Genomic DNA, 23,954 nt, shown 5'->3' with positions numbered 1-23,954 from the left:
TTAATAGTTCAAGGGTGAAACAACACTTAATGTGTCAGCACTGAAGGACTTTTTGCTGAAAGTAAAAATTGGGCAAACTCAGGTTCCCGCAGTGCCGGGCTGTATAAATATCCCTGAGCCTGATGGCAGCAACTTTTTGCCAAAAAGGCTTCTTGCTCGGCGGTTTCAACCCCTTCTGCCGTTAGGGAAATATTCAGCGCATTCGCCATAGCAATAATCGCAGAAACAATTTCACGACTTTCGCGGCTAATGGTGAGATCGGAGATAAAGGAACGGTCAATTTTCAACTTACTGATCGGGAATTGCTTTAAGTAACGCATCGAGCTATAGCCAGTACCAAAATCATCAATAGCAAGCCCAACACCTAATTCAGCCAACTCTTGGCATAGTAATGTGGCATGGCGAATATCCCCCATCAGCTCTGTTTCAGTAATTTCTAAGATCAAAGTTTTAGGTTTTAGACGATAACGGGTCAGTAGCTGCCACACTTGTTCGTATAAATTGCCGCTAAAGAATTGTCGCGCCGAGACGTTTACATGCATAGTCAGATCGGCATTATGGTGTTGCCAAAGATTCAGCTGGCGACAAGCAGCCTCAAGTACCCAACTGCCAATCGCATTGATCATTCCAGACTGCTCAGCAATATCGATAAAAGCACCGGGATATAAGACCCCTTTTTTGGGATGATGCCAGCGGATCAACGCTTCGGCACCAATATAGGTTTGCAGCCCAAGATCCCTAAGCGGTTGATAATAAAGTTCGAATTGTCGTCCACGAATGGCGCTGTGCAAATCACGCTCTATTTGTGCATCTTCCTTAAAGGCGCTGAGCAAAGTGCTGTTAAACACTTGGATAGCAGTACTTTTTTTCTTCTTAGCGTATTGCACGGCAATATCCGCACAGGTGAGTGGCGCAAATAAATTGGCAACTGAGGCAATATCCACTACAGCTAAAGCAGGTTTGGGTTCTATTTGCTCACGACCGATTAGAATTGGCATTGCGAGATGTTGGTATAAACGGGTACTGAAATAGTCGAGATCATAAACCGCATTATCGTCCGTCAGCAGTACCACAAACTCATCACTGCCTACGCGGGCAATTTCCGTGGCTTTGTTGATTTCAGAAAAATGTTTCAAGCGACGTGCAATTTCAATTAATAAACTATCACCATTTTCATGACCATAGGTATCGTTAAAACGTTTAAATCCCACAAGATCAACCAATAACAGCAAACCTTTGCTGGTGCGCTCTAGTACTCGATTAAAATGACTGCGGTTATGTAACCCCGTTAAACTACAACGCCAAGCAAGCCGCTCTAGTTCTATTTTGTAATTGCGTTCATCAGTACTTTCTTCACCAGAAACTAAGGCGTAGTGATTTCCTCGCTCAGTAATAAATTGGCTAACCACATACTTAAGCCAATAATGACTGCCATCAACGCGACTAAATTGCACTTCACCTCTTGCTTGCTCTCCCCTAAAAATCTGCGCGAGCGTTTCCTCTGCTAATTGGGGATGCTGTTTAAAAAAGGCCAACTCCCGCAAGTTACCACCAATACTTTGCTCCCGCAAAAGTCCGGTGATCTCACCATGGGCTTGATTAACATATTCCACTTTTTCAGTATGCAAATTAATCAACATACTCATTTGTTGAGACTGTTCTGTTGCACAGCGAAAAAGGCTTAGCCGTTCTTCTTTATCGTAGGCGTGTTTTGTGGCGAGGGTTAATGCGAGCTGATCGGCCATCTGACAAGCCAAGTGTATTTCACTGTCATGCCAGTGGTGTGTAACTTGAGCGCGTTCAATACAGAGCACACCTTCAAGATGGCCGTTAATGCGAATTCCCACATCAAGGCAGGAAAACACCTGCCGTGGGTTAAAATACACTTGAGATAGTTCACTCAGACGCGGGTCAATCAGCGTGTTACCTGCATCGATATGCCGACGGGTTTTAAGTTCGTATAAATACCGAGGGCAAGCCTGCAATAATTTAGGTCTATGGATGTCTTGCAACATCATAGAACCAAATTGTGCAACGAGTGATTGGCTTTGTTGATCAGTTGAAAAGGTCCACACAGAAACCGAAGAAACCGTTAAATTCTGACACAACAACTCTGTCGCTAATTCTGCGGTCTTAGCAAAATCGCCCTGCTGTTTGGCAGCCGAATGCACTAAAGACTCTAATAAATGCTGATGCTGACGTCGCTTCACGCTGATCCCTACAAAACTTCGTGTGGGTTACTGATTTTCTGCTGCAATTAATGCGCTTTTTAAGGCACATTAATTGAGCTGATTTAGAATGATTTATTTGACGCAGATTACACTATCTCAGTTAAACACAGCAACATGGCGCACAATTTATTACAATTTAAGCAACATTTGCATCAAGATACGCAGGTATTTACAGGCCATTTTCTAGCTGAAAGATCATTTTTTCAGCACTAACATCAAACACTAGTTGTAAGCAAGTGCCCGTTTCAACTGTCACAAACTTGGCTTGTGTCTTGTCAAAGCGAGCTTTAGCCCGCTCAGCCATATTTTCGGCATCATCTTTAGCTGACGCACCAGTAAAATGTATCTCTAATAGAATATCGTGCTCATCAATCACAGCACCAATATCGACAAAACTACCGCAATCTGTACATGTGTCATTCACGGTTGGGGATTGCGCAGCAATAATACCTTTCATTTTGTCTTCCTCTGAATTTGGAGTGATAAAAATATCGTCCCACTATATAAGATAACCCGTAAACACCTTAATTAAATGGGTTAAGGATGATTCTGGCGATAATTATAGATAATTCGGATCCTATTGACTCGGTTTTAGCTCACGCTTGTGACTTTTGAATGGTTTAGCATTGCGAAAAATGGATAACAGCGAGTCTATTTAGGCAATTGCTTGAAGAGGAATAAGATTACGTTGAATCGCTAATTGATCCGCAAAGTGCATGACTTCAATCTTAGGTGTGGTTAATCGCCCTCGCTGACGCAATTGAGTGGTCAAATCGCAGTTACTCAAGGTTTCAGCCATCGCCATAGGTTCTGCGCCACGGATAACTAACGCCTCAGGTCGCAAAGCTTGTTTGAGTTGAAAAGCCCTCGCCCCTTGAGCCATAAACACTTGACTATTATCAACAATAGGCTCAAACAAGGATAAATCTGTCAGTAAGGGCTGCTTAGGTGGGAGCTCAAATTGCTGCTGTAATTTTTCAGAGGTATCAAGGTCTTTTTGCCATTGAAACTGCGCCATATCCCTCGCATCAACCGATAATAACGACAACAATAGCGCAAACTCACCCCGTCTGTTGTGTTCTATCGCCGCATTTAAGCGGGTGCCAATTTGGGCTTCGTTGACTAAAGGAACATCAATTTGCATAAAAAAACATCATTAAAACAATTCGTTGTTAGTTAATCGACCACTTGGGATATAACTTTAGGAAAATTTTTAAGTTGGGTCTTTACATGCAAAAGGTTTCTGACTACTATGGCCGCCGCAATTGAGGAGGGGTTCCCGAGTGGCCAAAGGGATCAGACTGTAAATCTGACGGCTCAGCCTTCGAAGGTTCGAATCCTTCTCCCTCCACCATTTGCACTGAAAGCTCTGAAAGTTAGTTTAGTAATGAAGTAGTTAAGTAAGAGATATCTGTGGAGGGGTTCCCGAGTGGCCAAAGGGATCAGACTGTAAATCTGACGGCTCAGCCTTCGAAGGTTCGAATCCTTCTCCCTCCACCATCTTATCTCAGCCTTTGCTCGCTATTTTCAGCATCTTTTAAAAACCTGTTTAACGCTTAAATTAGGCCAAATTATTTAAGTGAGTGTAAGAGTGTGTAGAAAAATCATGTGGAGGGGTTCCCGAGTGGCCAAAGGGATCAGACTGTAAATCTGACGGCTCAGCCTTCGAAGGTTCGAATCCTTCTCCCTCCACCATTTCTGCTTTATCTGTTCTGCTTTACCTTTAGATACGACTTCCCAACTATCCCATTCCGTTTTCTAGTATATTCGATTTTTTATCTTCATCTATCTGCTATTTCAACCAATAAAATCCCTAAAAATATGCCCCATAAAAATGAGGCTAGGACTATACCAAGTTGTTAAAAACCTTAATCAATATCTAAATATTTATGGGTTTGGATTGATAAGCGCCAATTGCGGGCAATACACACTTTCATTGCCAGTTCAGTCGCTCTGGGCTTTTGGCTAATCGGCTGCAGGCAAATGGTTTTAGCTGAAATATCGATGTCTTGCAGTAACTCATCAAGTTCCGCGATATGATTTTCTGTCGCGATAGGATGTTTGATCTCATTGGCACGATTCAGCGCCTGCGCTAATACCTTATAACCCCCTTTCATGTTCACCTTTGGTGAAACTGTCACCCAAGTGTTATCAGCACACTTAACTTCAAAGGTGCCGCTGGTTTCTATTTGGGTGGTAAAGCCTTGGCTGTGCAGGGTTTCAGTCAATTCACGTAAATCGTACATACAAGGCTCACCGCCGGTGATCACTATATGGCGCGCGGTAAAACTTTTAGCATTAAAAGCAACAATCAAGCTATCCGCCGTATGTTCAGCCCAGCGTCCAATAGTGCCGTCCACGGCAATCACTTGCTCTGGGGTCACTTTATTGGCTTCAAGCACATCCCATGTCTGTTTAGTATCGCACCAAGCGCATCCCACGGGACAACCCTGCAGGCGGACAAATATGGCGGGCACTCCGGTAAAGGCACCTTCACCTTGAATGGTTTCAAATACTTCGTTGACTGGGTAGTTCATGCTGGCGTTCCACTTTTCTGGGGCGGCATTTATAGTGGATTTTAGCTTGGGCTGCAAGTTTTTGCGTCGATAACAGCCTATAGCAAACAACGAGCAAGAGTTTGCAAGCCCTATAGCCTGAGTTACACTAACGCCCTATTTATACCTGTTCTACGGTTAAGTGAAATCCTTTATGTCAACGAGCTTAGAGTCAAAAACGGTAGCATCCAAAGCAGTAGTCGTATTCAGTGGCGGACAGGACTCGACAACCTGTCTTATTCAAGCCCTAACCCAGTACGATGAAGTACATGGGATCACCTTTGACTACGGTCAACGTCACCGCGAAGAAATTGAAGTCGCCAAATCCTTAGCAAAACGCTTGAAGATCACCAGCCATAAAGTCATGGATGTGACCTTATTGAATGAGCTAGCGATTTCAGCACTCACCCGTGATGCGATACCCGTTTCACACGAGTTGATGGAAAATGGCCTGCCCAATACCTTCGTGCCCGGCCGTAATATTCTGTTTCTGACGCTTGCAGGAATTTATGCCTATCAATTAGGCGCACAGGCGATTATCACAGGGGTTTGTGAAACGGATTTTTCAGGCTACCCAGATTGTCGCAACGACTTTGTCAAAGCCATGGAGTCGGCCTTAGTCCAAGGTATGGATAAACAGCTTAATATTGTCACGCCGTTAATGTGGCTCAATAAGGCACAAACCTGGGCACTGGCGGATAAATATCAGCAACTCGATCTGGTTCGCCACCACACCCTCACCTGCTATAACGGCGTGATCGGCGATGGTTGTGGTGATTGCCCAGCCTGTCATCTTCGCAAACGGGGATTAGAGGATTATCTACAGGATAAGGCCGCAGTAATGGCCTCACTCGATGCCAGCGAGCCTAAAGCATGACACGTAGCCCCTATTGGGTCGCGCTGATTGTGAGTCTGATGTGTGCAGGTTTGTATGTCGCTGGCTTGGCAAATCCTGCTATCGACAACCTGCTCGCCTATCGCCGTAGCGCAATTGCAGAGGGTGAATGGTGGCGTTTGGTCAGCGGTAATTTACTGCACACCAACCATTGGCATCTGTTGATGAATTTAGCAGGGCTGTGGGTGGTGCTGTTTTTGCACCATTTCCACTACCATCTCAAAGGCTTGAGTGCGCTATTTCTCGTGTTATGTTTACTCGAAGGCATAGGCTTATATTTGGGCTATCCACAATTACTCGGTTATGTCGGTTTAAGCGGCATGTTGCACGGCTTATTCGCCTATGGCGCGCTGCAGGATATAACCCGTAAGATGCGCTCTGGGTATCTGCTGCTCGTTGGGGTTATGATTAAAGTCGGCCACGAACAGCTTTATGGTGCCAGCAGTGATGTCACCGCCATGATAGGTGCGCGCGTAGCAACCGAAGCGCATTTGGTCGGCTTAATCTGCGGGCTGATTTGCGCTTTAGCAATGTTCATCAAGCTTAAATTGGGTGACTCCAAAGTCACCGTTTAAACCAATCTGCAGACATTAAAAAGCCGTCACCACATTGAATGTTGGACGGCTTTTTATATTTAGCTCAACAATAAATCTACGCCTTGATCAACAAATCCCGTAGATGCTTCACTTCATCACGCATTGCCGCCGCTTGTTCAAACTCTAAGTTGCGCGCATGTTCATGCATTTTCTTCTCAAGCTGATCAATTTGATGACTGAGCTCTGCGGCGTCCGCATGGTGGTAATGGGACTTAGATTCCGCCACTTTGCCATAAACCGCTTTGCTTTCGCGGCCATCATCCACATCCATCACGTCGGTAATGCGTTTTACCACCCCCTTTGGCACTATGCCGTGCTTCAAGTTATGGGCACGCTGCCGCTCACGACGTCTATCTGTTTCACCTATCGCTTTTGCCATCGAATTGGTGATGCGATCGCCGTAGAGGATCACTTTACCATTGACGTTACGCGCTGCGCGACCGATGGTTTGGATAAGCGAACGTTCCGATCGCAAGAAGCCCTCTTTATCAGCATCTAAAATGCAGACCAGGGAGACTTCTGGCATATCTAAACCTTCACGCAATAGGTTGATACCAACCAAGACATCAAACTTGCCTAAGCGCAAATCGCGGATGATTTCGACCCGCTCAACCGTATCGATATCCGAGTGCAAATAACGCACCTTAACCCCATGCTCATCAAGGTATTCGGTTAAATCCTCCGACATCCGCTTGGTCAATGTGGTGACTAATACCCGCTCATTGACCGCGACACGTTTGGCGATTTCAGATAATAAATCATCGACCTGTGTCGCCACAGGGCGTACTTCCAGCTCGGGATCGAGCAATCCTGTGGGCCGGACAACTTGTTCAGCTATCTCTCCTTCACTCTTTTCCAGCTCATAGAGGCTAGGCGTCGCCGACACATAAATAGTTTGCGGCATTAACTGCTCAAACTCTTCAAATTTGAGCGGCCGATTATCTAATGCCGATGGCAATCTAAAGCCATATTCCACTAAGGTGGTTTTACGGGAACGATCGCCTTTATACATAGCGCCAATTTGCGGCACAGTCACATGGGACTCATCAATAATGAGCAAACCATCGGCGGGCAAATAGTCGAGTAAGGTTGGTGGCCCTTCCCCCGGCGCGCGGCCAGACAAATACCGCGAGTAGTTTTCAATCCCGGAGCAATAACCCAACTCAACCATCATTTCCACATCGTATTGTACCCGCTCATGGATACGCTGGGCTTCAATCAACTTATTGTTATCGAGCAGATACTGCTTACGCTCGCGCAGTTCTTCTTTAATAAACTCAGTGGCGGCGATGATTTTTTCCCGCGGCGTGACATAGTGCGTTTTAGGGTAAACCGTGGTGCGGGCGATACGTTTAATGATATGACCAGTTAATGAGTCAAACTCACTTAAACGCTCAATCTCATCGTCAAACAACTCAACTCGGATGGCATTACGCTCAGAATCAGCGGGGAAAATATCGATCACTTCACCACGAACGCGATAAGTACCACGCTGTAGTTCAATATCATTGCGCTTATATTGCAATTCACTGAGGCGAATTAATATATCACGTTGCCCCATCACATCGCCTTGGCGTAGATGCAGCAACATTTTCAAATAGGAGTCGGGATCGCCCAGGCCATAAATTGCCGATACAGAGGCAATTAACACCACATCTTTGCGCTCTAACAGCGCCTTAGTGGCGGATAAACGCATCTGTTCTATGTGGGCATTGACTGAGGCGTCTTTCTCAATAAAGGTATTTGATGCAGGTACATAGGCTTCAGGCTGATAATAATCGTAGTAAGAGACAAAATACTCGACCGCATTATGGGGAAAGAACTCTTTCATCTCTCCATAAAGCTGCGCTGCGAGGGTTTTATTGGGCGCCATGATAATCGTTGGCCGCCCGAGCTTAGCAATCACATTCGCAATCGTAAAAGTCTTACCTGATCCCGTTACCCCAAGCAATGTTTGGCAAGCAAGCCCCGACTCTAAACCATCAACCAGCTTTGCTATGGCCGTGGGCTGATCGCCCGCTGGGGCGAATTGCGATTCAAGCTGAAAAACAGATTCTGACACGCGTACATATCCTTTTGGTTAGTCGAACCATTCTAATCAAGTCGCGGACTAAGCTCCAGCACTTATCCAAGATCACCTTCGACCCAAATGCCATGGCTAACTTGCTAAGATGACAACTTGATGGACAAAATATGAAACTTTTTAACCACAGCAATTTAGGGCTAAATATGTCTATAAAATGCGCTAAAACTCAGTAGAAATGCCAATTTAATACACAAGACAGGTGTTTCACTATATTACAAAAATGCAACGACGTTGAGAGTGGATGAAAATCACAGTTGCTTTTAGTATTTTATTGATTTTATTGATTTTATTTTTTAATAGCCAAAATAGTGCAATTTAAGCCTATCGCCCATAGCACAAGGCTTTGCCGCTTGTTTTTTCATACCACCCACAGGGTTATCCACAGAATTTGTTGATAAGTCGAAATAACCTAGAGTTCATGCGGGATTGAGCCCTGTTGCATTGTTCAATAACAGCAAAGCAACATTTGGTAATAAAATTACATTTGATAAATGTTGCCACTTTCTCAATTTCACAATCTGAAACGATGTCGAGTTTCTATGTATTAACGCACCCCAAACTGCTATTGAGCAGCATGCTTGGCTATGACACTATGCCTGCCCAACTGAAGCTTATTGCTATCAATTCCATCGCGAGTCATCGCCGCTATTTTTTCATTAAATTTCATCATTTCGAAGCGCTATCTTCCGAAAAGATAAGTTATTTCTTTAGGAAAATGTCGATTTCTACACCACGATGCACATTAGATGAGCACTTAACAGCATAATTACACTTTTTTTAGTAACTCGAGTTGACTCATCCAACTGGGCGTTTTACTATGCGCTCCGTTCTCAACGAGTCAATATGATCGAGCGAAATGATTCCCCTGTAGTTCAGTCGGTAGAACGGCGGACTGTTAATCCGTATGTCACTGGTTCAAGTCCAGTCAGGGGAGCCAATTTAAGCACGTCATAAAAATAAGTAAGAACAAGCAGTAAAAGTAATTATAAACGATTCCCCTGTAGTTCAGTCGGTAGAACGGCGGACTGTTAATCCGTATGTCACTGGTTCAAGTCCAGTCAGGGGAGCCAATTACACTGCTTAGCTGTTGTATTAAAATGATTCCCCTGTAGTTCAGTCGGTAGAACGGCGGACTGTTAATCCGTATGTCACTGGTTCAAGTCCAGTCAGGGGAGCCAATTACACTGCTTAGCTATTGCATTAAAATGATTCCCCTGTAGTTCAGTCGGTAGAACGGCGGACTGTTAATCCGTATGTCACTGGTTCAAGTCCAGTCAGGGGAGCCAATTTTAATCATAATAAGTCGATAGTATATCGCATCCTCTACTCCCCTGTAGTTCAGTCGGTAGAACGGCGGACTGTTAATCCGTATGTCACTGGTTCAAGTCCAGTCAGGGGAGCCATTTTTATCCCCATATTCATTTAAAACAATCCCCTCTTTAGTTATCCACTTCCAGCAATTCAATTTTGTTTTAAACCAAATGCAGTTACACTGTGATCAGTTTGTTAAATAAAATCATGAGTATCTTCACACAGAGTGTGGTGTTGGACTAAAATTCACCCAATAGACTGTTGCAAGACTCGCCTGAATTGAGAGCGGATTTTTATGACCATGTCAAAATCATATCCAGTCTTTTTATTACTGATCTTTTTAGCGCTATTGGCAGGTGTTTATCAAAGTGAAAATAGCCAATTGCAAATCCAGCAACAGCAAGAACTCGATAGTTTTAAAGCGGATTTAACGGCTTACTCCCAATGGCAAGGCAATGGTAAAGAACTCTTTAACGCCTTATCAACCAAGTATCAATTTCAGTTTTTTCAGTATATTGATGATACTGATGGTGAACTGAATCATACCGAAGGTAAGCTTACCACTCAGAATACGCACCCACTGGCTGGATTGTTCTCCCTCGATTTATCCCATACTCAGAAATTAGCCACAGGCCGTTTACAGGTAAAACTCAGCGCCAACGAGCAAATAGAACAAACCATCTCAAATACTGAAAAACTAGGGTTAATGCTCCTGGTGACCTTCATCATTTTGCTGTTAATTTTTACGTTTTTAATGGCAAAGCTCAAAGCGGCTATTCGATATGCCGCCGATTATATTTCGCATATTCCCGATATGAGCTTTTCCGCCCTCGCCGCCTCTAAGCTCAATGGCGAATTAAATCCCATTAAACTGGCGTTAGAAGATTGCCGTAATCAACTTAAAGTACAGATCGACAAACTCACCCAAGAGAACGAGAAACTGCATAAAGTCGCCTATCAGGATCCAATAACAGGCTTTGGTAGTCGACCACGCTTCACCAATAAGTTAGAAGCCATCAGTAATCGTGATATCCCACAGCTTGGATTGATGGTCATGGTCAAAGCGACCGAACTTGCCAATATCAACCAACAACAGGGGCGTTCCGCGGGAGATGACTATTTAGCTCGCGTAGCCAACTGTATCCGCAAAGCATGCACCAAATACCCTGACGCCCAATGTTACCGAGTATCGAGCGCAGATTTTGCCATATTTATCCCAGATACTGTGCTTAAAGATGGGCCTAAGTTTTTAGACCAATTAAAAGTATATCTCGATGAATATCAACAAATGACCAAAACAGAATCAGTGGCTCATATTGGTTTAGTTCCCTATCAACAGGGGGTAGATGCAGTTCATTTACTGACTCTTGCCGACACGGCAGTGAGTATTGCACAAACATTGGGCCCTAATAGCTATCACATTCAAGAAAAGCTCAACGGCAACGAGCAATTTGGCGATGATCGTTGGAAACTCGCTATCCATGACTTAATTAGTCGTAAAGCACTTAAATTCTATCAACAACCGATTCAACCATGCAGAACAGAAGTTGAGGTTTACCGTGAGCTTTTAGCGCGTTTTTATAACAGTGAAGGTAAATTTCTGCCGACAACAACAGTCATTGCCATGGCTGAGCGCCATGGAATGAGCATTGAGTTAGATAAATTAGTTGTGATCAGTACATTAAAGATGCTTAAGGAAAATCCAACAATAAATGGTAATTTTGGGGTAAACATTAGCGCCTTTTCGGCCCATCAAGAACTCTTTGTCGGATGGCTAAAGGATATTTTAGGCAAGCAAAAGTATATCGCTTCACGGCTAATATTTGAGATCAACGAATCAGGCATGCAATCCAATTTAGGCGCTAGCCACAAGTTTGTTCGTGAGGTGCATAGCGTGGGTTCTCGAGTCTCAATTGAGCGCTTTGGTATGAGCTTTACCTCCTTTAAATTTTTCAGCGAGGTACGTCCAGACTACATTAAGCTCGATGGTAGCTACACTTCAAATATCGATGAAGACAGCAATAACAAATTTTTCGTGCGTATGATGGTGGATGTGGCGAGGCGAATAGGTATTCGCGTGATAGCAACTAGTGTTGAGCGCCAAGAAGAAAAACTGACCCTAGAAAAACTCTTAGTCGATGGTCTGCAAGGCTATTACATTGCTCAGCCTCAAGCGATGACGAACCTAGATCAAATTTAGTTAAGCAATGGGTGAATTCATCAGCATTCTTTACAGTAAAGATGCTTAACCCTGCATTCTATATGTTGTTTATGCAAACGGAAAAGTCGATAATACGGCCAAGATCCGTTTAAACAAGTATTGAGATGACTGAATATCTCCTGTTGTTGATCAGCACTGTACTGGTCAACAATTTCGTTTTAGTGAAATTCTTAGGTTTATGTCCTTTTATGGGGGTCTCCAGTAAATTGGAGTCCGCTATTGGCATGTCTATGGCAACCACCTTTGTGTTGACCTTAGCCTCCATTCTCAGTTACCTAGTGAATCAATACCTATTATTGCCCTTTGATCTGAGTTACTTACGCACCATGAGTTTTATTTTAGTGATTGCTGTTGTGGTGCAATTTACTGAAATGGTGGTACAAAAAACTAGTGCTGCCCTGCACCGAGCCTTAGGGATTTACCTGCCACTGATCACGACTAACTGTGCCGTACTCGGAGTCGCCCTGCTCAATGTCAATGAGAAGCATGATTTTATTCAATCGGCTATCTATGGCTTTGGCGCAGCTGTGGGTTTCTCACTCGTGTTAATCCTATTCTCAGCCATGCGCGAACGGTTAGCCGCCGATGTGCCTTTACCTTTCAAAGGCGGCGCCATTGCCATGATCACCGCAGGTTTAATGTCTCTCGCCTTTATGGGATTCACAGGATTGGTTAAGTAAGATGTCCACAATTTTAATTGCAGTCATATTGTTGACCCTGCTGGCATTGGTCTTTGGGGTATTACTCGGTTTTGCCGCCCTTAAATTTAAGGTTGAAGGTAACCCAATTGTTGATGAGCTCGAAGCCATACTGCCACAAACCCAATGTGGCCAATGTGGTTATCCTGGTTGTCGCCCCTATGCCCAAGCGATAGCCAATGGCGATAAAGTCAATAAATGCCCGCCTGGTGGCACTGCAACCATGGAGAAGCTTGCGGATCTGATGGGAGTCGAGCCTGAACCCCTCAATGCAGAGGCGCAATCGCAGGTCAAAAAAGTCGCCTTTATCCGTGAGGATGAGTGTATTGGCTGCACTAAGTGCATTCAGGCCTGCCCCGTGGATGCCATTATCGGTGCAGGTAAACTGATGCATACCGTACTCACCACAGATTGCACAGGTTGTGATCTCTGTGTTGAACCTTGCCCGGTCGATTGTATTGATATGCTCCCCGTAACCCAAAACCTTAAAAATTGGAACTGGCGTTTAAATGCTATCCCAGTGACTCTGCTCCAAGAGACTGGGGACAAAGAGACAATGTTAGAAGAGGATAAGCGGTGCTAACTTTATTAGATCAATTAGATAAAGGAACTCTTTGGCGCTCGCACGGTGGTATACACCCTCCAGAAGTCAAATTTCTCTCAAATGGCACTCCCATCGCAAAACTGCCATTAGCGAAGACCTACTTAGTCCCTGTACCTCAGGTGGGTGAAAACTGCACACTTGCGGTCAAGGTTGGCGATACAGTGCTAAAGGGCACACCATTAACCCAAGGCAACTCCATTTGGCATTTGCCAGTGCACGCCCCGACATCGGGCACTATCGTTGCCATTGAACCAAGGGTCAGCAACCATGCCTCAGCCCTTCCCGTTAACACATGTGTGATTGAAGCCGACGGCAAAGACACTTGGTGTGAATTAGTCCCCAATGAGCTAGATAGCCTAAGTCATCAGCAAATCATCGATAAGATCCATCATTCTGGCGTTGCTGGCATGGGCGGCGCGGCTTTTCCAAGCCATATCAAACTCAATCCCGCGAGCGAAATTGATTTAGTCATTATCAACGGCGTCGAATGTGAGCCTTATATCAGCTCAGATGACAGATTAATGCGTGAATACAGCCAAAATATTCTGGCAGGTATTGGGATTATTTATCGGTTATTAACACCAAAACGCATCGTTATTGCCATCGAGGATAATAAGCCTGAGGCGATCAAAGCCATGCAAGTGGCCGTAGCGCAAAGTGCTCTACCTGCAGGCAGTGTTCGAGTCACAGTTATCCCAACAAAATATCCTTCAGGCGGTGAAAAACAGCTTATTCAGATCATTACTGGCCGTGAAGTACCCTCTGGCGCTATTCCTGCCAAACTCGGCATTGTTGTCCATAACGTCGGCACTGCTTTTGCTATCTATCAAGCCGTTGTTCAAGGTAAACCGCTGGTTGAGCGCGTTGTCACTGTGACGGGTAAAAATGTTGGCAAACCCGGCAACTATTGGATCCCGATAGGTACGCCCGTTGCACATGTGCTAGCGGAAACTGAGTTTAAGCCTGATCCAGAGCAAAAAATAATTATTGGTGGCCCCATGATGGGTCATGCGCTAGCCAATATCCACGTGCCTATTTTAAAAGGCACAAACTGTGTGCTTGTGCCTAGCAACCAAGAAATTGATACCACTCCTGACGAAAAGGCCTGTATTCGCTGCGGCGAATGCGCCAATGTCTGTCCTGCACTGTTGCTACCACAGCAACTCTTTTGGCACGCAAAAGCTGAAGAATACGATAAAGCCGCCACTTTTAACTTAAAAGATTGTATTGAATGTGGCTGCTGTAGTTATGTTTGTCCGAGTGATATTCCCTTAGTGGAATACTACCGCATTGCCAAGTCGGCCTTAAAACAAGCTGCCGATGAGAAGCAACAGGCTGAACGCGCGAAACAGCGCTTTGAAGCACGTTTAGCCCGCCTCGAGGAAGAAAAACTCGCCCGAGAAGCCAAAGCTAGAGAGGCGGCTGAACGCCGTCAGGCAACCATGACGGGCACAGATAAAAATGCCGTAGCCGAAGCGATGGCACGTATCGCCGCGAAAAAGGCTGCAGTACAAGCATCAGATAACACTGCAAATGTTGTTACCACTGCCGAACTTAAAGACGCTCCTCAAGGTAAGGCGGCCGTTGCTGCTGCGATTGCGCGCGCTAAGGCGAAGAAAGCCGCGGCAGCGAATGCCGAAGATTCAGATACGAGTAATGTGGTCACAGTCAAGGTGAGTGACGCACCAAGCTCACCAACAGGTGCCATATCGCAAGATGAACCATTGTCCCAGAAAGACAAAGTTGCCGCCGCGATTGCGCGTGCTAAGGCGAAAAAAGCAGCTCAGCAGACAGATAAGGCACAACTTGAGACAACAGACACTGCAGACACAGCTGACAACGCATCAGAGTTAACGGCTGCCGATGATAAAAAGGCCAAAGTCGCTGCCGCAGTAGCACGCGCCAAGGCAAAAAAAGCAGCCCAGCAAGCTGAAACAAAGACTGAAGATTCTTTAAGCCAAACCACTACCACAGAAGCCGAATCGACTTCCTACACACTAGGTGAAGTTAATGCTGATGCTGCTATTGACGATGCTGAAGCGATTAAAAAGGCTAAAGTTGCAGCAGCCGTTGCCCGTGCTAAGGCAAAAAAAGCCGCGCAGGCAGTATTAACAACGGCTGAGCCTAACACTGCATCGAAGGTCGAGGTCGAGCCAGAACTTGAATCGGTTGAAGATAGTCAAACTCAATCCAGTTTGGCATTGCCATCGGCGAAAGAAACCGTTGATAGTGTGGCAACTGGATCCTTAGCCGATGTGCAATCGGCTAAGCCCACTTCCGAGCCCATTGAAACTGCGTCTTTATCAAGCGATGAGCTGAAAAAAGCCCGTATTGCAGCAACGATCGCCAAGGCCAAAGCCAAAAAAGCCGCACAAGAAGCCCATGCTTCAAGTGACTCGAGCGTTAATGACTGAAGATTAGAATGATTAAAAGGAATAACGATGGCGTTTAAAATAGCCTCATCACCCCATGTAACACAAAATCTGCATACTTCTACTGTTATGCAGCGGGTGATTTTATGTTTACTGCCAGGCCTTGTGGTGCAATGCGCCTTTTTTGGTTGGGGTACGCTCGTGCAAGTGCTGCTGGCGATTATCGTTGCATTAAGCGCTGAAGCCGCGGTAATGAAACTGCGTAACCGCAGTATCAAAGCCAGCTTAAGCGATAACAGTGCCATGCTGACCGCGATCTTGATTGGGGTGGCCATCCCGCCACTCGCCCCTTGGTGGATGATCGTTATCGGGACCACCTTTGCCATCATCGTAGTTAAGCACCTTTACGGGGGTCTAGGCCATAACCTGTTTAATCCAGCCATGGCGGCTTATGTATTACTGTTGATTTCGTTTCCGGTACAAATGACCACTTGGATAGCGCCTAGCACAGTTGTAATGCACTCCCCGAGTGTCCTTGATAGCTTGCAGCTTATCTTCAATATCGGCGCCCATGTGAATATGGATCAATTTCGTTTAGGGATTGATGGCGTTGCCATGGCGACACCGCTCGATACCTTAAAAACCGATTTATCCATGGGATTAACCCGCACTGAAAGTATGACAAAAGCCATTTTTGATGGCGCTACAGGTGTAGGTTGGTTCTGGGTAAATTTGGCCTATCTTGGCGGTGGCTTAGTGCTGCTTAAACTTAAAGCTATTCGTTGGCATATCAGTACTGGCGTGTTAGCAGGACTGTTTGTCGCTTCCAGTGTTGGTTTTTTACTGTCACCCGATACTCAAGGCAGTCCACTGTTTCATTTATTTTCTGGCGCAACCATGTTAGCGGCATTTTTTATTGCGACAGATCCTGTAACAGCCGCAACGAGTCCCCGTGGGCGTATTATCTTCGGTGCTTTAATTGGTGTATTGGTGTATATCATTCGCACTCAAGGTGGCTACCCTGATGCTTTTGCCTTTGCCGTATTACTGGCAAACCTTTGTGCTCCCTTTATTGACTATTACGTTCGTCCACGTAGCTATGGTCATTCTACAAGCTAGGGTCACTCTACAAGCTGGGATCATTCTGTAGGCTAGTTATGCTACGAAAGAAGACTATTCTGCGGGCAACGAGAGCTTGAGGAAAAGATGTTGAAAAATCCAATGATTAAAAATGGTTTTTTGTTAGCACTGTTTGCATTGATTTGTACGGGTTTAGTGGCCATGGTCAATCAGCAAACCTTTGACAAAATTAAGCAGCAAGAGCAGCAAGAGTTAATGAAGGTGCTGCACCAATTGATCCCAGATGAAATCCACGACAACGAGCTCACCGCCCAATGTACTTTGCTGCAAAATAGGGAGGCTTTAGGCACTGAAAATCCAATGCCAGCCTATATTGCAACCAATGCGGGTAAACCTGTAGCGATTGCGCTAGAGGCCATAGCTCCCGATGGGTACAACGGTAATATCAAATTGATTGTAGGGATTAATACCCAAGGAGAAGTCCTTGGTGTTCGCACCCTATCACACCAAGAAACGCCAGGGTTAGGTGACAAAATCGATCTACGAAAATCCGATTGGGTGATGCAGTTTGTGGGTAAACTGCTGGATTCTGAAGATGACAAACAATGGCTTGTGAAAAAAGACGGCGGCGACTTTGATCAATTTACCGGCGCCACAATCACTCCACGCGCCTATGTCAAAGCGGTTAAACGTGCGGTATGGTACTTTAACAACAACCAAGCGCAAATTTTCAGTCAGCCACTGAATTGTGAGATAAAACATGACTAATTATCGCGAAATTGCTTGGCAAGGTCTGTGGAAAAATAACCCAGGCTTAGTACAACTATTGGGCCTATGCCCGCTCCTTGCGGTTACTGCCACAATCACCAATGCCCTAGGGTTAGGTATAGCCACCCTGTTGGTACTAATTAGCTCTAACATTCTTGTGTCGCTGGTGCGCGACTATGTGCCTAAAGAAATCCGTATTCCGGTGTTTGTGATGATTATCGCAGCGCTGGTAACCACAGTGCAGTTGCTGATCAATGCCTATGCCTATGGTTTGTATTTATCCCTTGGGATTTTTCTGCCGTTAATCGTAACAAACTGCATCATCATTGGCCGTGCCGAAGCCTTTGCCTCACGCAATAATGCCTTTAGCGCTGCCTTTGATGGCTTAATGATGGGACTAGGTTTTACTTTAGTGCTGGCAGCATTAGGGGCAACACGGGAAATCTTAGGTCAAGGCACCCTATTTGATGGTGCCGATCAACTGCTCGGCCCTTGGGCTAAATCCTTAACTATCCATGTATGGCAAGTGGATACCCCATTTTTACTCGCCATGCTGCCACCAGGCGCCTTTATTGTGATGGGCTTATTGATTGCGTTAAAGAATGTGATTGATAAAAAGCTCAAGGAGCACCAACCTCAAGTTGCCACCGAGCCTAGTGTGACACGCGCACGGATCACTAAGGTCAGTTAGTATGAATCAAGCAAAACGCATCCAGATCCTCAGCCGTCTGCGGGATAACAATCCCAAACCCGAAACTGAGCTCAACTTTTCTAGCCCCTTTGAGTTGTTAGTCGCAGTAACCCTGTCGGCCCAAGCGACTGATGTGAGTGTCAATAAGGCCACCGACAAGCTTTTTCCGTTGGCTAATACTGCCCACAGTATTTATGCCCTTGGCGTGGATGGTTTAAAACAATATATCAAGACTATTGGCCTCTATAACAACAAAGCCATCAATGTGATCAAAGCCTGCGAAATCTTAATTGAGAAATACAATGGTGAAGTCCCTGAGGACAGAGAAGCCCTAGAAGCGCTACCCGGTGTGGGGAGAAAAACCGCGAACGTGGTACTCAATACCGCCTTTGGTTGGCCGACAATTGCCGTAGATACTCACATTTTTCGCCTTGCCAATCGCACTAAATTTGCACCGGGTAAAAACGTGGTTGAAGTAGAAGAACGGATGCTAAAAGTCGTGCCGGATGAGTTTAAAGTTGATGTACACCATTGGTTTATTCTGCACGGCCGCTACACTTGTTTAGCACGAAAACCCCGCTGCGGCAGTTGCATCATAGAAGATCTGTGTGAATTTAAAGAGAAGGTTTATCCCGAAGAGTAAACCTATTGAACAGACAATCCCACTACACATGGGATTGCCTGCTAAATACCAATCGTATTAAATATCTGTTCATTTAGCGGGAGTTCAAAGCGCTTTAGACAAGGCCAAGGCTTGAAGGCATAGTGGTGCTCTGTCGAAAGCCTTAAACGCAGTATAAAGCGCTTAGAAACCCGCCCTTCGGGAGCAACACAGGCATCCCACTCCCTTGTTACATTGACTTAAAAGGGAATGCCATTTCTGCGTCAATGCGCCTTGGATTGAGATGCCTGTGAGGCTCTGAACTGATTAGATATTTAATGTGATTGGTATAAAATGCTAGATCAACAATTCTTTAGGTATTGGCCACTTTGCCACCAGCCACTCCCCCTGCCAATTTTGAATAGAGACCCACAAACTATCACTCGATGACAGTTTCACCCCTGCGATAGCATGCACGTGTTGCCCATACTTACTGCCATGGAGCACACCGTTTTCCCCCTGTTGTAATTGGCTAAGTGGTAATGCGACAGGGCCAATATTGGCATAGCCTTGACGAATTTGTTCTGTATCCCCTTTCTCAAAAATCAACATAAAATCTTTCACATATTCATCATGATGTTGATAAGGTCCCTTCATATTTAATGGCATAGGTGCAATTTTAAACTCGCCTAACTCCTGCGCTTGCCATGCAGCCGGAAAACTAGGGGTTAATGACTGATACAAAAATAGAAAGGGTAATAATAGAATCAAGCCATTTAGCTTATATTTGTTTTTTTGCCAAAATACTGAGCGATTAAAAGCCATTAACGTATCTCCCCTAACATGTCAGCGGCTAAGTCATCTGATCCCGCTTTTTTAAAGGCTCGCACATTGCGTAATCCCCACATCATAAAACCCGTAATCGACATGCCCGATAAAATTAAGCCAAACACAAACCAAATAAACTTAGTCCAAATCCCCCCAATAGTGCCGTAGTGCAGCGGATCGGCAATGTGCATCAGGGTTTGGATACCTGTCATTGTTTCGGGTGATGATGCTTTAGCAATTTCACCCGTCCAAGGGTTAATGCTAAGGCTGTAGGAATATTCATCATAAAAAATATGATCCCCACTACCGCTTAGGTGATACATATCTCGGTTATGTTCAGGCAACATCACATAACTGGGTTGGAAATCGGGAAAGCGCGCCAGTGCAATAGTAAGAGCTTGATTAAGCGATACTGCTGGAATGGGTATATTTGTCTCTCCGTCTTTAAGTAAAGGGACTTGCTCCGCCACAATTAAAGGCGCGTGTGGCTCGATATCAATATCGGCATGCCAAAAAACCGCTTGGACTAAATACCATAAACCCGTTGCGCTCATAATAGCGATAAACCAAATCGACCAAACGCCGGATAATTTATGTAAATCGGCTAACAGGGTCTTTTTGCCTTGCGTGACACGCAGTTTAGGGACAAAAAAACTGCGCCAGAAACGCTTATAAACAATTAATCCTGTGATTAAAGATGCCAGCATCAATACCGCCATAGAGCAGACAAGGTAATACCCCACGCTATAGCTACCAGGCCATGGGAATAACAACCAACCGTGCAATGAACGCATAAAACCAATAAAAGTCAGTCCTTCATTGATCTGTTGGATCTCGCCCGTGTACTGATTAACGTAAGCAATAGCATAGGGTTTATCCACATCGGTAAACATCACCGCATTCACAAGATAAGGCTCGAGGGTCATAACCCCTGTCACCTGTGCCGTAGGATGGGCATTTTCTACTGTAGCCACTAATTCATCAACGGATTTGGCAGGCAAATTGTCAGGATTAACGGCACGGGATGCAGGATTGCTGAGCCATGTAAGTTCATGACTGAGTACCGCAATCGTGCCTGTTAAACAAACAAAACAAAATAACAACCAGATTGGGAGCGATACCCAACCATGCAACATAAACCAAAATCGGTTACTAACCTTCGCCATATGTGATTACCCCAACACTTTTACAATTTGGTGAGTGTAAAGGTAATACGAATTGTTATCAATACAGTGTATTGATAATAGTTTTCAATTAGAATGCAGCTCACAAAAAAACACAGATGGGGAATCATGATGCAAAAATCGCTGTTAGCTACACTCATTTCAAGTCTTTTATTAGCGCCAAGCTCCTACGCCGATGAGACTCAGTCCGATGCCAATATTGAGGTCATCAGTATCAAGGGTAGTCGTTTAGATAAAGCCGCTACCGCAACGGGATTACCCCTAACGCTGCGGGAAACGCCGCAATCAGTGACCATTATAGATCAAGAGTTTATTCAAAGTTTCTCACTCAATAATGTAGCTGATTTAATGTTTTTAACCCCGGGGGTTTATGCACAAAAAGCAGAAACCAACCGCTATTTCTTTAGCTCTCGTGGCAATCCAATTACCAATTTTCAGTTTGATGGTGTGCCCGTTAACTATTCCAGTTTCTTTAACGATGCCTCAACCGACACCATCCTATTCGATCGCGTCGAAGTCGTACGTGGCGCAACGGGACTCTTAACAGGTGCAGGTGAACCCTCGGCGGCGATTAACCTTATCCGTAAACGTCCTAAAGCCACACCCGGCGGTTATGTCAGCGCAAAAGTGGGCTCATGGGATAGCTATCGCGTCGAAGGCGATGCCTCTGTGGATGTCACTAATGATGGTGATGTGCAGGCTCGCTTTGCCGCAGCCTATGAAAAATCAGATAGTTATGTTGATCTTGCCGAAGATGAAAACCTGCAAGTTTATGGCGTCATCACAGCAAAACTCAGTGACAATACCCTTTTCACCCTAGGCGCCGATTACAGTGACCGCGATCCTAAAGGTTCAACTTGGGGCGGCATACCTCTATTTTACGCCGATGGCAGCTTAGCCAGTGATTTGTCCCGCTCGACCACGACGGCTGCTTCTTGGTCAAGCTGGCAACGCAATGGCGCTAACGTCTTTGCAACACTTGAACATGGTTTTGATAATAATTGGGATGTTAAATTTGACGTTGAGCATCGCGAAGATGAGATGGACGGACACTTGCTCTATCTCTATGGTGCGCCGGATAAAACCACAGGGTTAGGTATGGGGGCATCGGCGATGATCTATCAATCAACCCGTAAACAAGATGCGGCGCGGCTATTTGCCTCTGGGCCATTCGAGCTCTTTGGTCGCGAGCATAAACTCACCGCAGGTCTACTCTACTCTAAGCAAGATATCACTGCTGACTCCTATTACCCATTGGATACGGTCACTGTTGGCAACTTCTTCGAATGGGATGGCTCAATTGCTGAACCGAGTTATCCGTCAACGCCAATAACACAAGAAGGTGAAGAAATCCAAAAAGGCGCTTATCTCGCCACACAAATTAATCTGCACGATCAATGGATGCTGTTACTCGGCGGTCGTATTAGCCAATATAAATATGAATCAAGTGCAGACGATGACTACAACAATAGCGATGTCATTACGCCCTATGCTGGCCTAGTGTACGATGTGACCGATAGCATCTCGATTTACACCAGTTATACCGAAATATTTCTGCCACAGGATGCAAAAGATGCTAACAATAAGCGCTTAGATCCCATGACGGGGAATAATATTGAACTGGGCGCTAAAGGCGATTTCTTCGATGAGAAACTGACCGCCAGTATCGCCGTATTTAAAGTGCAAAAAGAAAATGTGGCAGAACGCGATGATAACGCCCTTCCCTTACCTGGTGGCAATTATCCAATGCACTTGGTGGATGGGACCAGTAACCAAGGTTATGAAGTTGAGTTAAACGGTAGACCAACAGAAGACTGGGATCTGTTTTTCAGCTATACCCATAGTGAATCAGAAGATCAAGATGGTTCAGCCTTTAGCACCTATCTACCAAAGGATTTAGTTCGTTTATCCTCACTCTATCACTTTGATGGTGCACTAGAGCATCTGACAGTCGGCGGTAACTTAAGCTGGCAGAGTAAAATTTACAAAGATGATGCAGGTCCAAATGGCGAGCGCTCCGAGCAAGACAGCTATTACCTAGTGAATCTGATGACAAGCTATCAACTGACAGATGACGCAAAAATTCAATTAAATATTAGTAATTTATTCGATGAGAAATATTACTCCAGCATTGATTTTTACAACCAAGGTTTCTTCGGTGAACCGCGAAATATTGAGTTAAGCCTAAGCTATAATTTCTAGGACATGTTTCTAGCAAGTTAATCTCAATAATGCCGTGTCGTAACAGACACGGCATTTTTATGCTGAGTGAAATGATGACGTCTCACAATTTAGCTCACAGATAGCAGCCAGTTAGTGTACATATCGCCTAAGGCCGATATTGCAATTAAGGCTTTCGCAGCATGCATCATCGAATACACAAGAATTAGCGGCTTATTTTGCCAGCGCTATTCCCAGAGGTTCAAAATAATCGATCAACGCCGTAAAAATCCTCTGCCGATGTGACTCATCTGGATATGCGCCCTCCTTCGCCATTGCTGAAAAAGACGTTCCAGAGACTAAATAGGGATTTGAAATATCCCGATAGGATTCAATACAAGCTTCAAATGCCCTTGCCATCATTTCCGTCGGCCGTGAAAAATACTGTGTGCCATAGCGCTTATCCAAAGCTAATGCGTGGCGAACATAATCGCTCGGCTCTTTACCATCAGGGCTCAATAGGGTCACCTTAAAGATCTCCGCTAACCTTAAATTTAGCGGATGCTTAATCGGAGGTGCGTCGGCAAGCCAAAGATCGCTGCCACACAAAAATCGCCCGGCGGTAGCGTTAAACGCCTTAGGCGCAATGTAATGGTCAAACGCATGCCAAAACTCGTGGGCTAATGCGCCCGCCCCTGCATTTTTAGCTAACGCAAGTTCCCTTACCGCCGGAGCATAATGGGCCTGAACACCCTTTTGGCCGCCATGACCAAAGGCAAGGCTTAAGGTTTGTCGCAATCCTAAGGTTAACGGTGGCAATTTAAGGATAAAGGCAAGATCGGCAAGCGAGTCAAACACCAGATTAGCAGCAATACGGGACTCTTCCCGCGTTACCCAGCGGCCGACGCGAACATGGCTAAAGCCAAAGGTTTGTTTAATATCCAAAAAAGAAACCTGCTCACCAAAACGGTAATCAGGACCACTGCGGATATATTGTTGACGGATTAACACGGCTTTCCTTCAACCAGTTATAATGAGGTCATTAAGGCCGTCATTCTATGCGAAAAAGCGAC

At 45.1% G+C, this 23,954-nt stretch carries 19 protein-coding genes and 8 tRNA genes; 19 read left to right on the top strand and 8 right to left on the bottom strand.

Annotation, left to right across the window (positions count from 1 at the left end):
* Positions 1-26: 26 nt before the first annotated feature.
* The 3 genes from L2744_RS07320 to L2744_RS07310 form a co-directional block, all read right to left on the bottom strand.
* Entirely contained in the window at positions 27-2,210 is a 2,184-nt protein-coding gene (locus L2744_RS07320) for a sensor domain-containing phosphodiesterase (protein WP_248991295.1), read from the bottom strand.
* 190 nt (positions 2,211-2,400) lie between these two features.
* The gene (locus tag L2744_RS07315; RefSeq protein WP_248991294.1) at positions 2,401-2,688 is read right to left on the bottom strand and encodes a DUF406 family protein; all 288 of its coding nucleotides are present in this window, start codon (positions 2,686-2,688) and stop codon (positions 2,401-2,403) included.
* Between the two features lie 198 nt (positions 2,689-2,886).
* The gene (locus L2744_RS07310; RefSeq protein WP_248991293.1) at positions 2,887-3,375 is read right to left on the bottom strand and encodes a VC2046/SO_2500 family protein; all 489 of its coding nucleotides are present in this window, start codon (positions 3,373-3,375) and stop codon (positions 2,887-2,889) included.
* A gap of 125 nt (positions 3,376-3,500) precedes the next feature.
* Between L2744_RS07310 and L2744_RS07305 the strand changes: the two genes are divergently transcribed.
* From L2744_RS07305 to L2744_RS07295, 3 genes are all read left to right on the top strand, one after another.
* Positions 3,501-3,585: transfer RNA gene (locus tag L2744_RS07305), tRNA-Tyr, on the top strand.
* 61 nt (positions 3,586-3,646) lie between these two features.
* Positions 3,647-3,731 (top strand) — tRNA-Tyr (locus L2744_RS07300).
* A 110-nt stretch (positions 3,732-3,841) separates the two neighbouring features.
* Positions 3,842-3,926: transfer RNA gene (locus L2744_RS07295), tRNA-Tyr, on the top strand.
* Between the two features lie 173 nt (positions 3,927-4,099).
* Here the strand turns inward: L2744_RS07295 and queE are convergent.
* On the bottom strand, positions 4,100-4,768 hold the full coding sequence (gene queE, locus L2744_RS07290) for a 7-carboxy-7-deazaguanine synthase QueE (protein ID WP_248991292.1): 669 nt from the start codon (positions 4,766-4,768) through the stop codon (positions 4,100-4,102).
* A 172-nt stretch (positions 4,769-4,940) separates the two neighbouring features.
* Between queE and queC the strand changes: the two genes are divergently transcribed.
* Positions 4,941-5,663 (top strand): 7-cyano-7-deazaguanine synthase QueC, encoded by a 723-nt coding sequence (queC, locus tag L2744_RS07285; protein WP_248991291.1) that lies wholly within the window; start codon positions 4,941-4,943, stop codon positions 5,661-5,663.
* The gene (gene rrtA / locus L2744_RS07280) at positions 5,660-6,256 is read left to right on the top strand and encodes a rhombosortase (protein WP_248991290.1); all 597 of its coding nucleotides are present in this window, start codon (positions 5,660-5,662) and stop codon (positions 6,254-6,256) included. The genes queC and rrtA overlap by 4 nt, the downstream gene beginning before the upstream one ends.
* 76 nt (positions 6,257-6,332) lie before the next feature.
* On the opposite strand, the gene uvrB is transcribed toward rrtA, so the two are convergent.
* Positions 6,333-8,339, bottom strand: coding sequence for an excinuclease ABC subunit UvrB (gene uvrB, locus L2744_RS07275; protein WP_248991289.1), 2,007 nt, complete (start codon positions 8,337-8,339; stop codon positions 6,333-6,335).
* Positions 8,340-9,224: 885 nt separating this feature from the next.
* Between uvrB and L2744_RS07270 the strand changes: the two genes are divergently transcribed.
* The 13 genes from L2744_RS07270 (at position 9,225) to nth (ending at position 18,751) form a co-directional block, all read left to right on the top strand.
* Positions 9,225-9,300 (top strand) — tRNA-Asn (locus tag L2744_RS07270).
* 57 nt (positions 9,301-9,357) lie between these two features.
* Positions 9,358-9,433, top strand: a tRNA-Asn gene (locus tag L2744_RS07265).
* A gap of 32 nt (positions 9,434-9,465) precedes the next feature.
* Positions 9,466-9,541, top strand: a tRNA-Asn gene (locus L2744_RS07260).
* Between the two features lie 32 nt (positions 9,542-9,573).
* Positions 9,574-9,649, top strand: a tRNA-Asn gene (locus L2744_RS07255).
* A 41-nt stretch (positions 9,650-9,690) separates the two neighbouring features.
* Positions 9,691-9,766: transfer RNA gene (locus L2744_RS07250), tRNA-Asn, on the top strand.
* A 203-nt stretch (positions 9,767-9,969) separates the two neighbouring features.
* Positions 9,970-11,874 carry an EAL domain-containing protein gene (locus L2744_RS07245; RefSeq protein WP_248991288.1) on the top strand — a complete coding sequence of 635 codons (1,905 nt, stop codon included), beginning with the start codon at positions 9,970-9,972 and terminating at the stop codon, positions 11,872-11,874.
* A gap of 125 nt (positions 11,875-11,999) precedes the next feature.
* Positions 12,000-12,575 carry an electron transport complex subunit RsxA gene (gene rsxA / locus L2744_RS07240; RefSeq protein WP_248991287.1) on the top strand — a complete coding sequence of 192 codons (576 nt, stop codon included), beginning with the start codon at positions 12,000-12,002 and terminating at the stop codon, positions 12,573-12,575.
* Between the two features lies 1 nt (position 12,576).
* Complete coding sequence (gene rsxB / locus L2744_RS07235; RefSeq protein ID WP_248991286.1) at positions 12,577-13,176, top strand: electron transport complex subunit RsxB; 600 nt, start codon at positions 12,577-12,579, stop codon at positions 13,174-13,176.
* Complete coding sequence (rsxC, locus tag L2744_RS07230) at positions 13,170-15,611, top strand: electron transport complex subunit RsxC (RefSeq protein ID WP_248991285.1); 2,442 nt, start codon at positions 13,170-13,172, stop codon at positions 15,609-15,611. Before rsxB ends, rsxC begins: the two co-directional genes overlap by 7 nt.
* Before the next feature lie 27 nt (positions 15,612-15,638).
* A complete protein-coding gene (gene rsxD / locus L2744_RS07225; protein WP_248991284.1) occupies positions 15,639-16,688 on the top strand; it encodes an electron transport complex subunit RsxD in 1,050 nt (349 codons plus the stop codon).
* A gap of 90 nt (positions 16,689-16,778) precedes the next feature.
* A complete protein-coding gene (rsxG, locus tag L2744_RS07220) occupies positions 16,779-17,417 on the top strand; it encodes an electron transport complex subunit RsxG (RefSeq protein ID WP_248991335.1) in 639 nt (212 codons plus the stop codon).
* Positions 17,410-18,108 (top strand): electron transport complex subunit E, encoded by a 699-nt coding sequence (locus tag L2744_RS07215; RefSeq protein WP_248991283.1) that lies wholly within the window; start codon positions 17,410-17,412, stop codon positions 18,106-18,108. Before rsxG ends, L2744_RS07215 begins: the two co-directional genes overlap by 8 nt.
* 1 nt (position 18,109) lies before the next feature.
* Complete coding sequence (gene nth / locus L2744_RS07210) at positions 18,110-18,751, top strand: endonuclease III (protein ID WP_248991282.1); 642 nt, start codon at positions 18,110-18,112, stop codon at positions 18,749-18,751.
* 315 nt (positions 18,752-19,066) lie between these two features.
* Here the strand turns inward: nth and L2744_RS07205 are convergent, their stop codons facing one another.
* Complete coding sequence (locus tag L2744_RS07205; RefSeq protein WP_248991281.1) at positions 19,067-19,534, bottom strand: PA2404 family protein; 468 nt, start codon at positions 19,532-19,534, stop codon at positions 19,067-19,069.
* Positions 19,534-20,703 carry a PepSY-associated TM helix domain-containing protein gene (locus L2744_RS07200; RefSeq protein WP_248991280.1) on the bottom strand — a complete coding sequence of 390 codons (1,170 nt, stop codon included), beginning with the start codon at positions 20,701-20,703 and terminating at the stop codon, positions 19,534-19,536. Before L2744_RS07200 ends, L2744_RS07205 begins: the two co-directional genes overlap by 1 nt.
* A gap of 129 nt (positions 20,704-20,832) precedes the next feature.
* Between L2744_RS07200 and L2744_RS07195 the strand changes: the two genes are divergently transcribed.
* The gene (locus tag L2744_RS07195; protein WP_312018324.1) at positions 20,833-22,923 is read left to right on the top strand and encodes a TonB-dependent siderophore receptor; all 2,091 of its coding nucleotides are present in this window, start codon (positions 20,833-20,835) and stop codon (positions 22,921-22,923) included.
* A gap of 192 nt (positions 22,924-23,115) precedes the next feature.
* On the opposite strand, the gene L2744_RS07190 is transcribed toward L2744_RS07195, so the two are convergent.
* Positions 23,116-23,892: a CLCA_X family protein gene (locus L2744_RS07190; RefSeq protein WP_248991278.1), complete on the bottom strand. Its 777-nt coding sequence runs from the start codon at positions 23,890-23,892 to the stop codon at positions 23,116-23,118.
* Positions 23,893-23,954 lie beyond the last annotated feature (62 nt).

Source organism: Shewanella profunda (assembly GCF_023283765.1).
In the GTDB taxonomy this organism is placed as follows: Bacteria; Pseudomonadota; Gammaproteobacteria; order Enterobacterales; family Shewanellaceae; genus Shewanella; species Shewanella profunda.
Note: the sequence above shows the minus strand (reverse complement) of the source record. Positions and strands in the feature narration are given on the sequence as shown.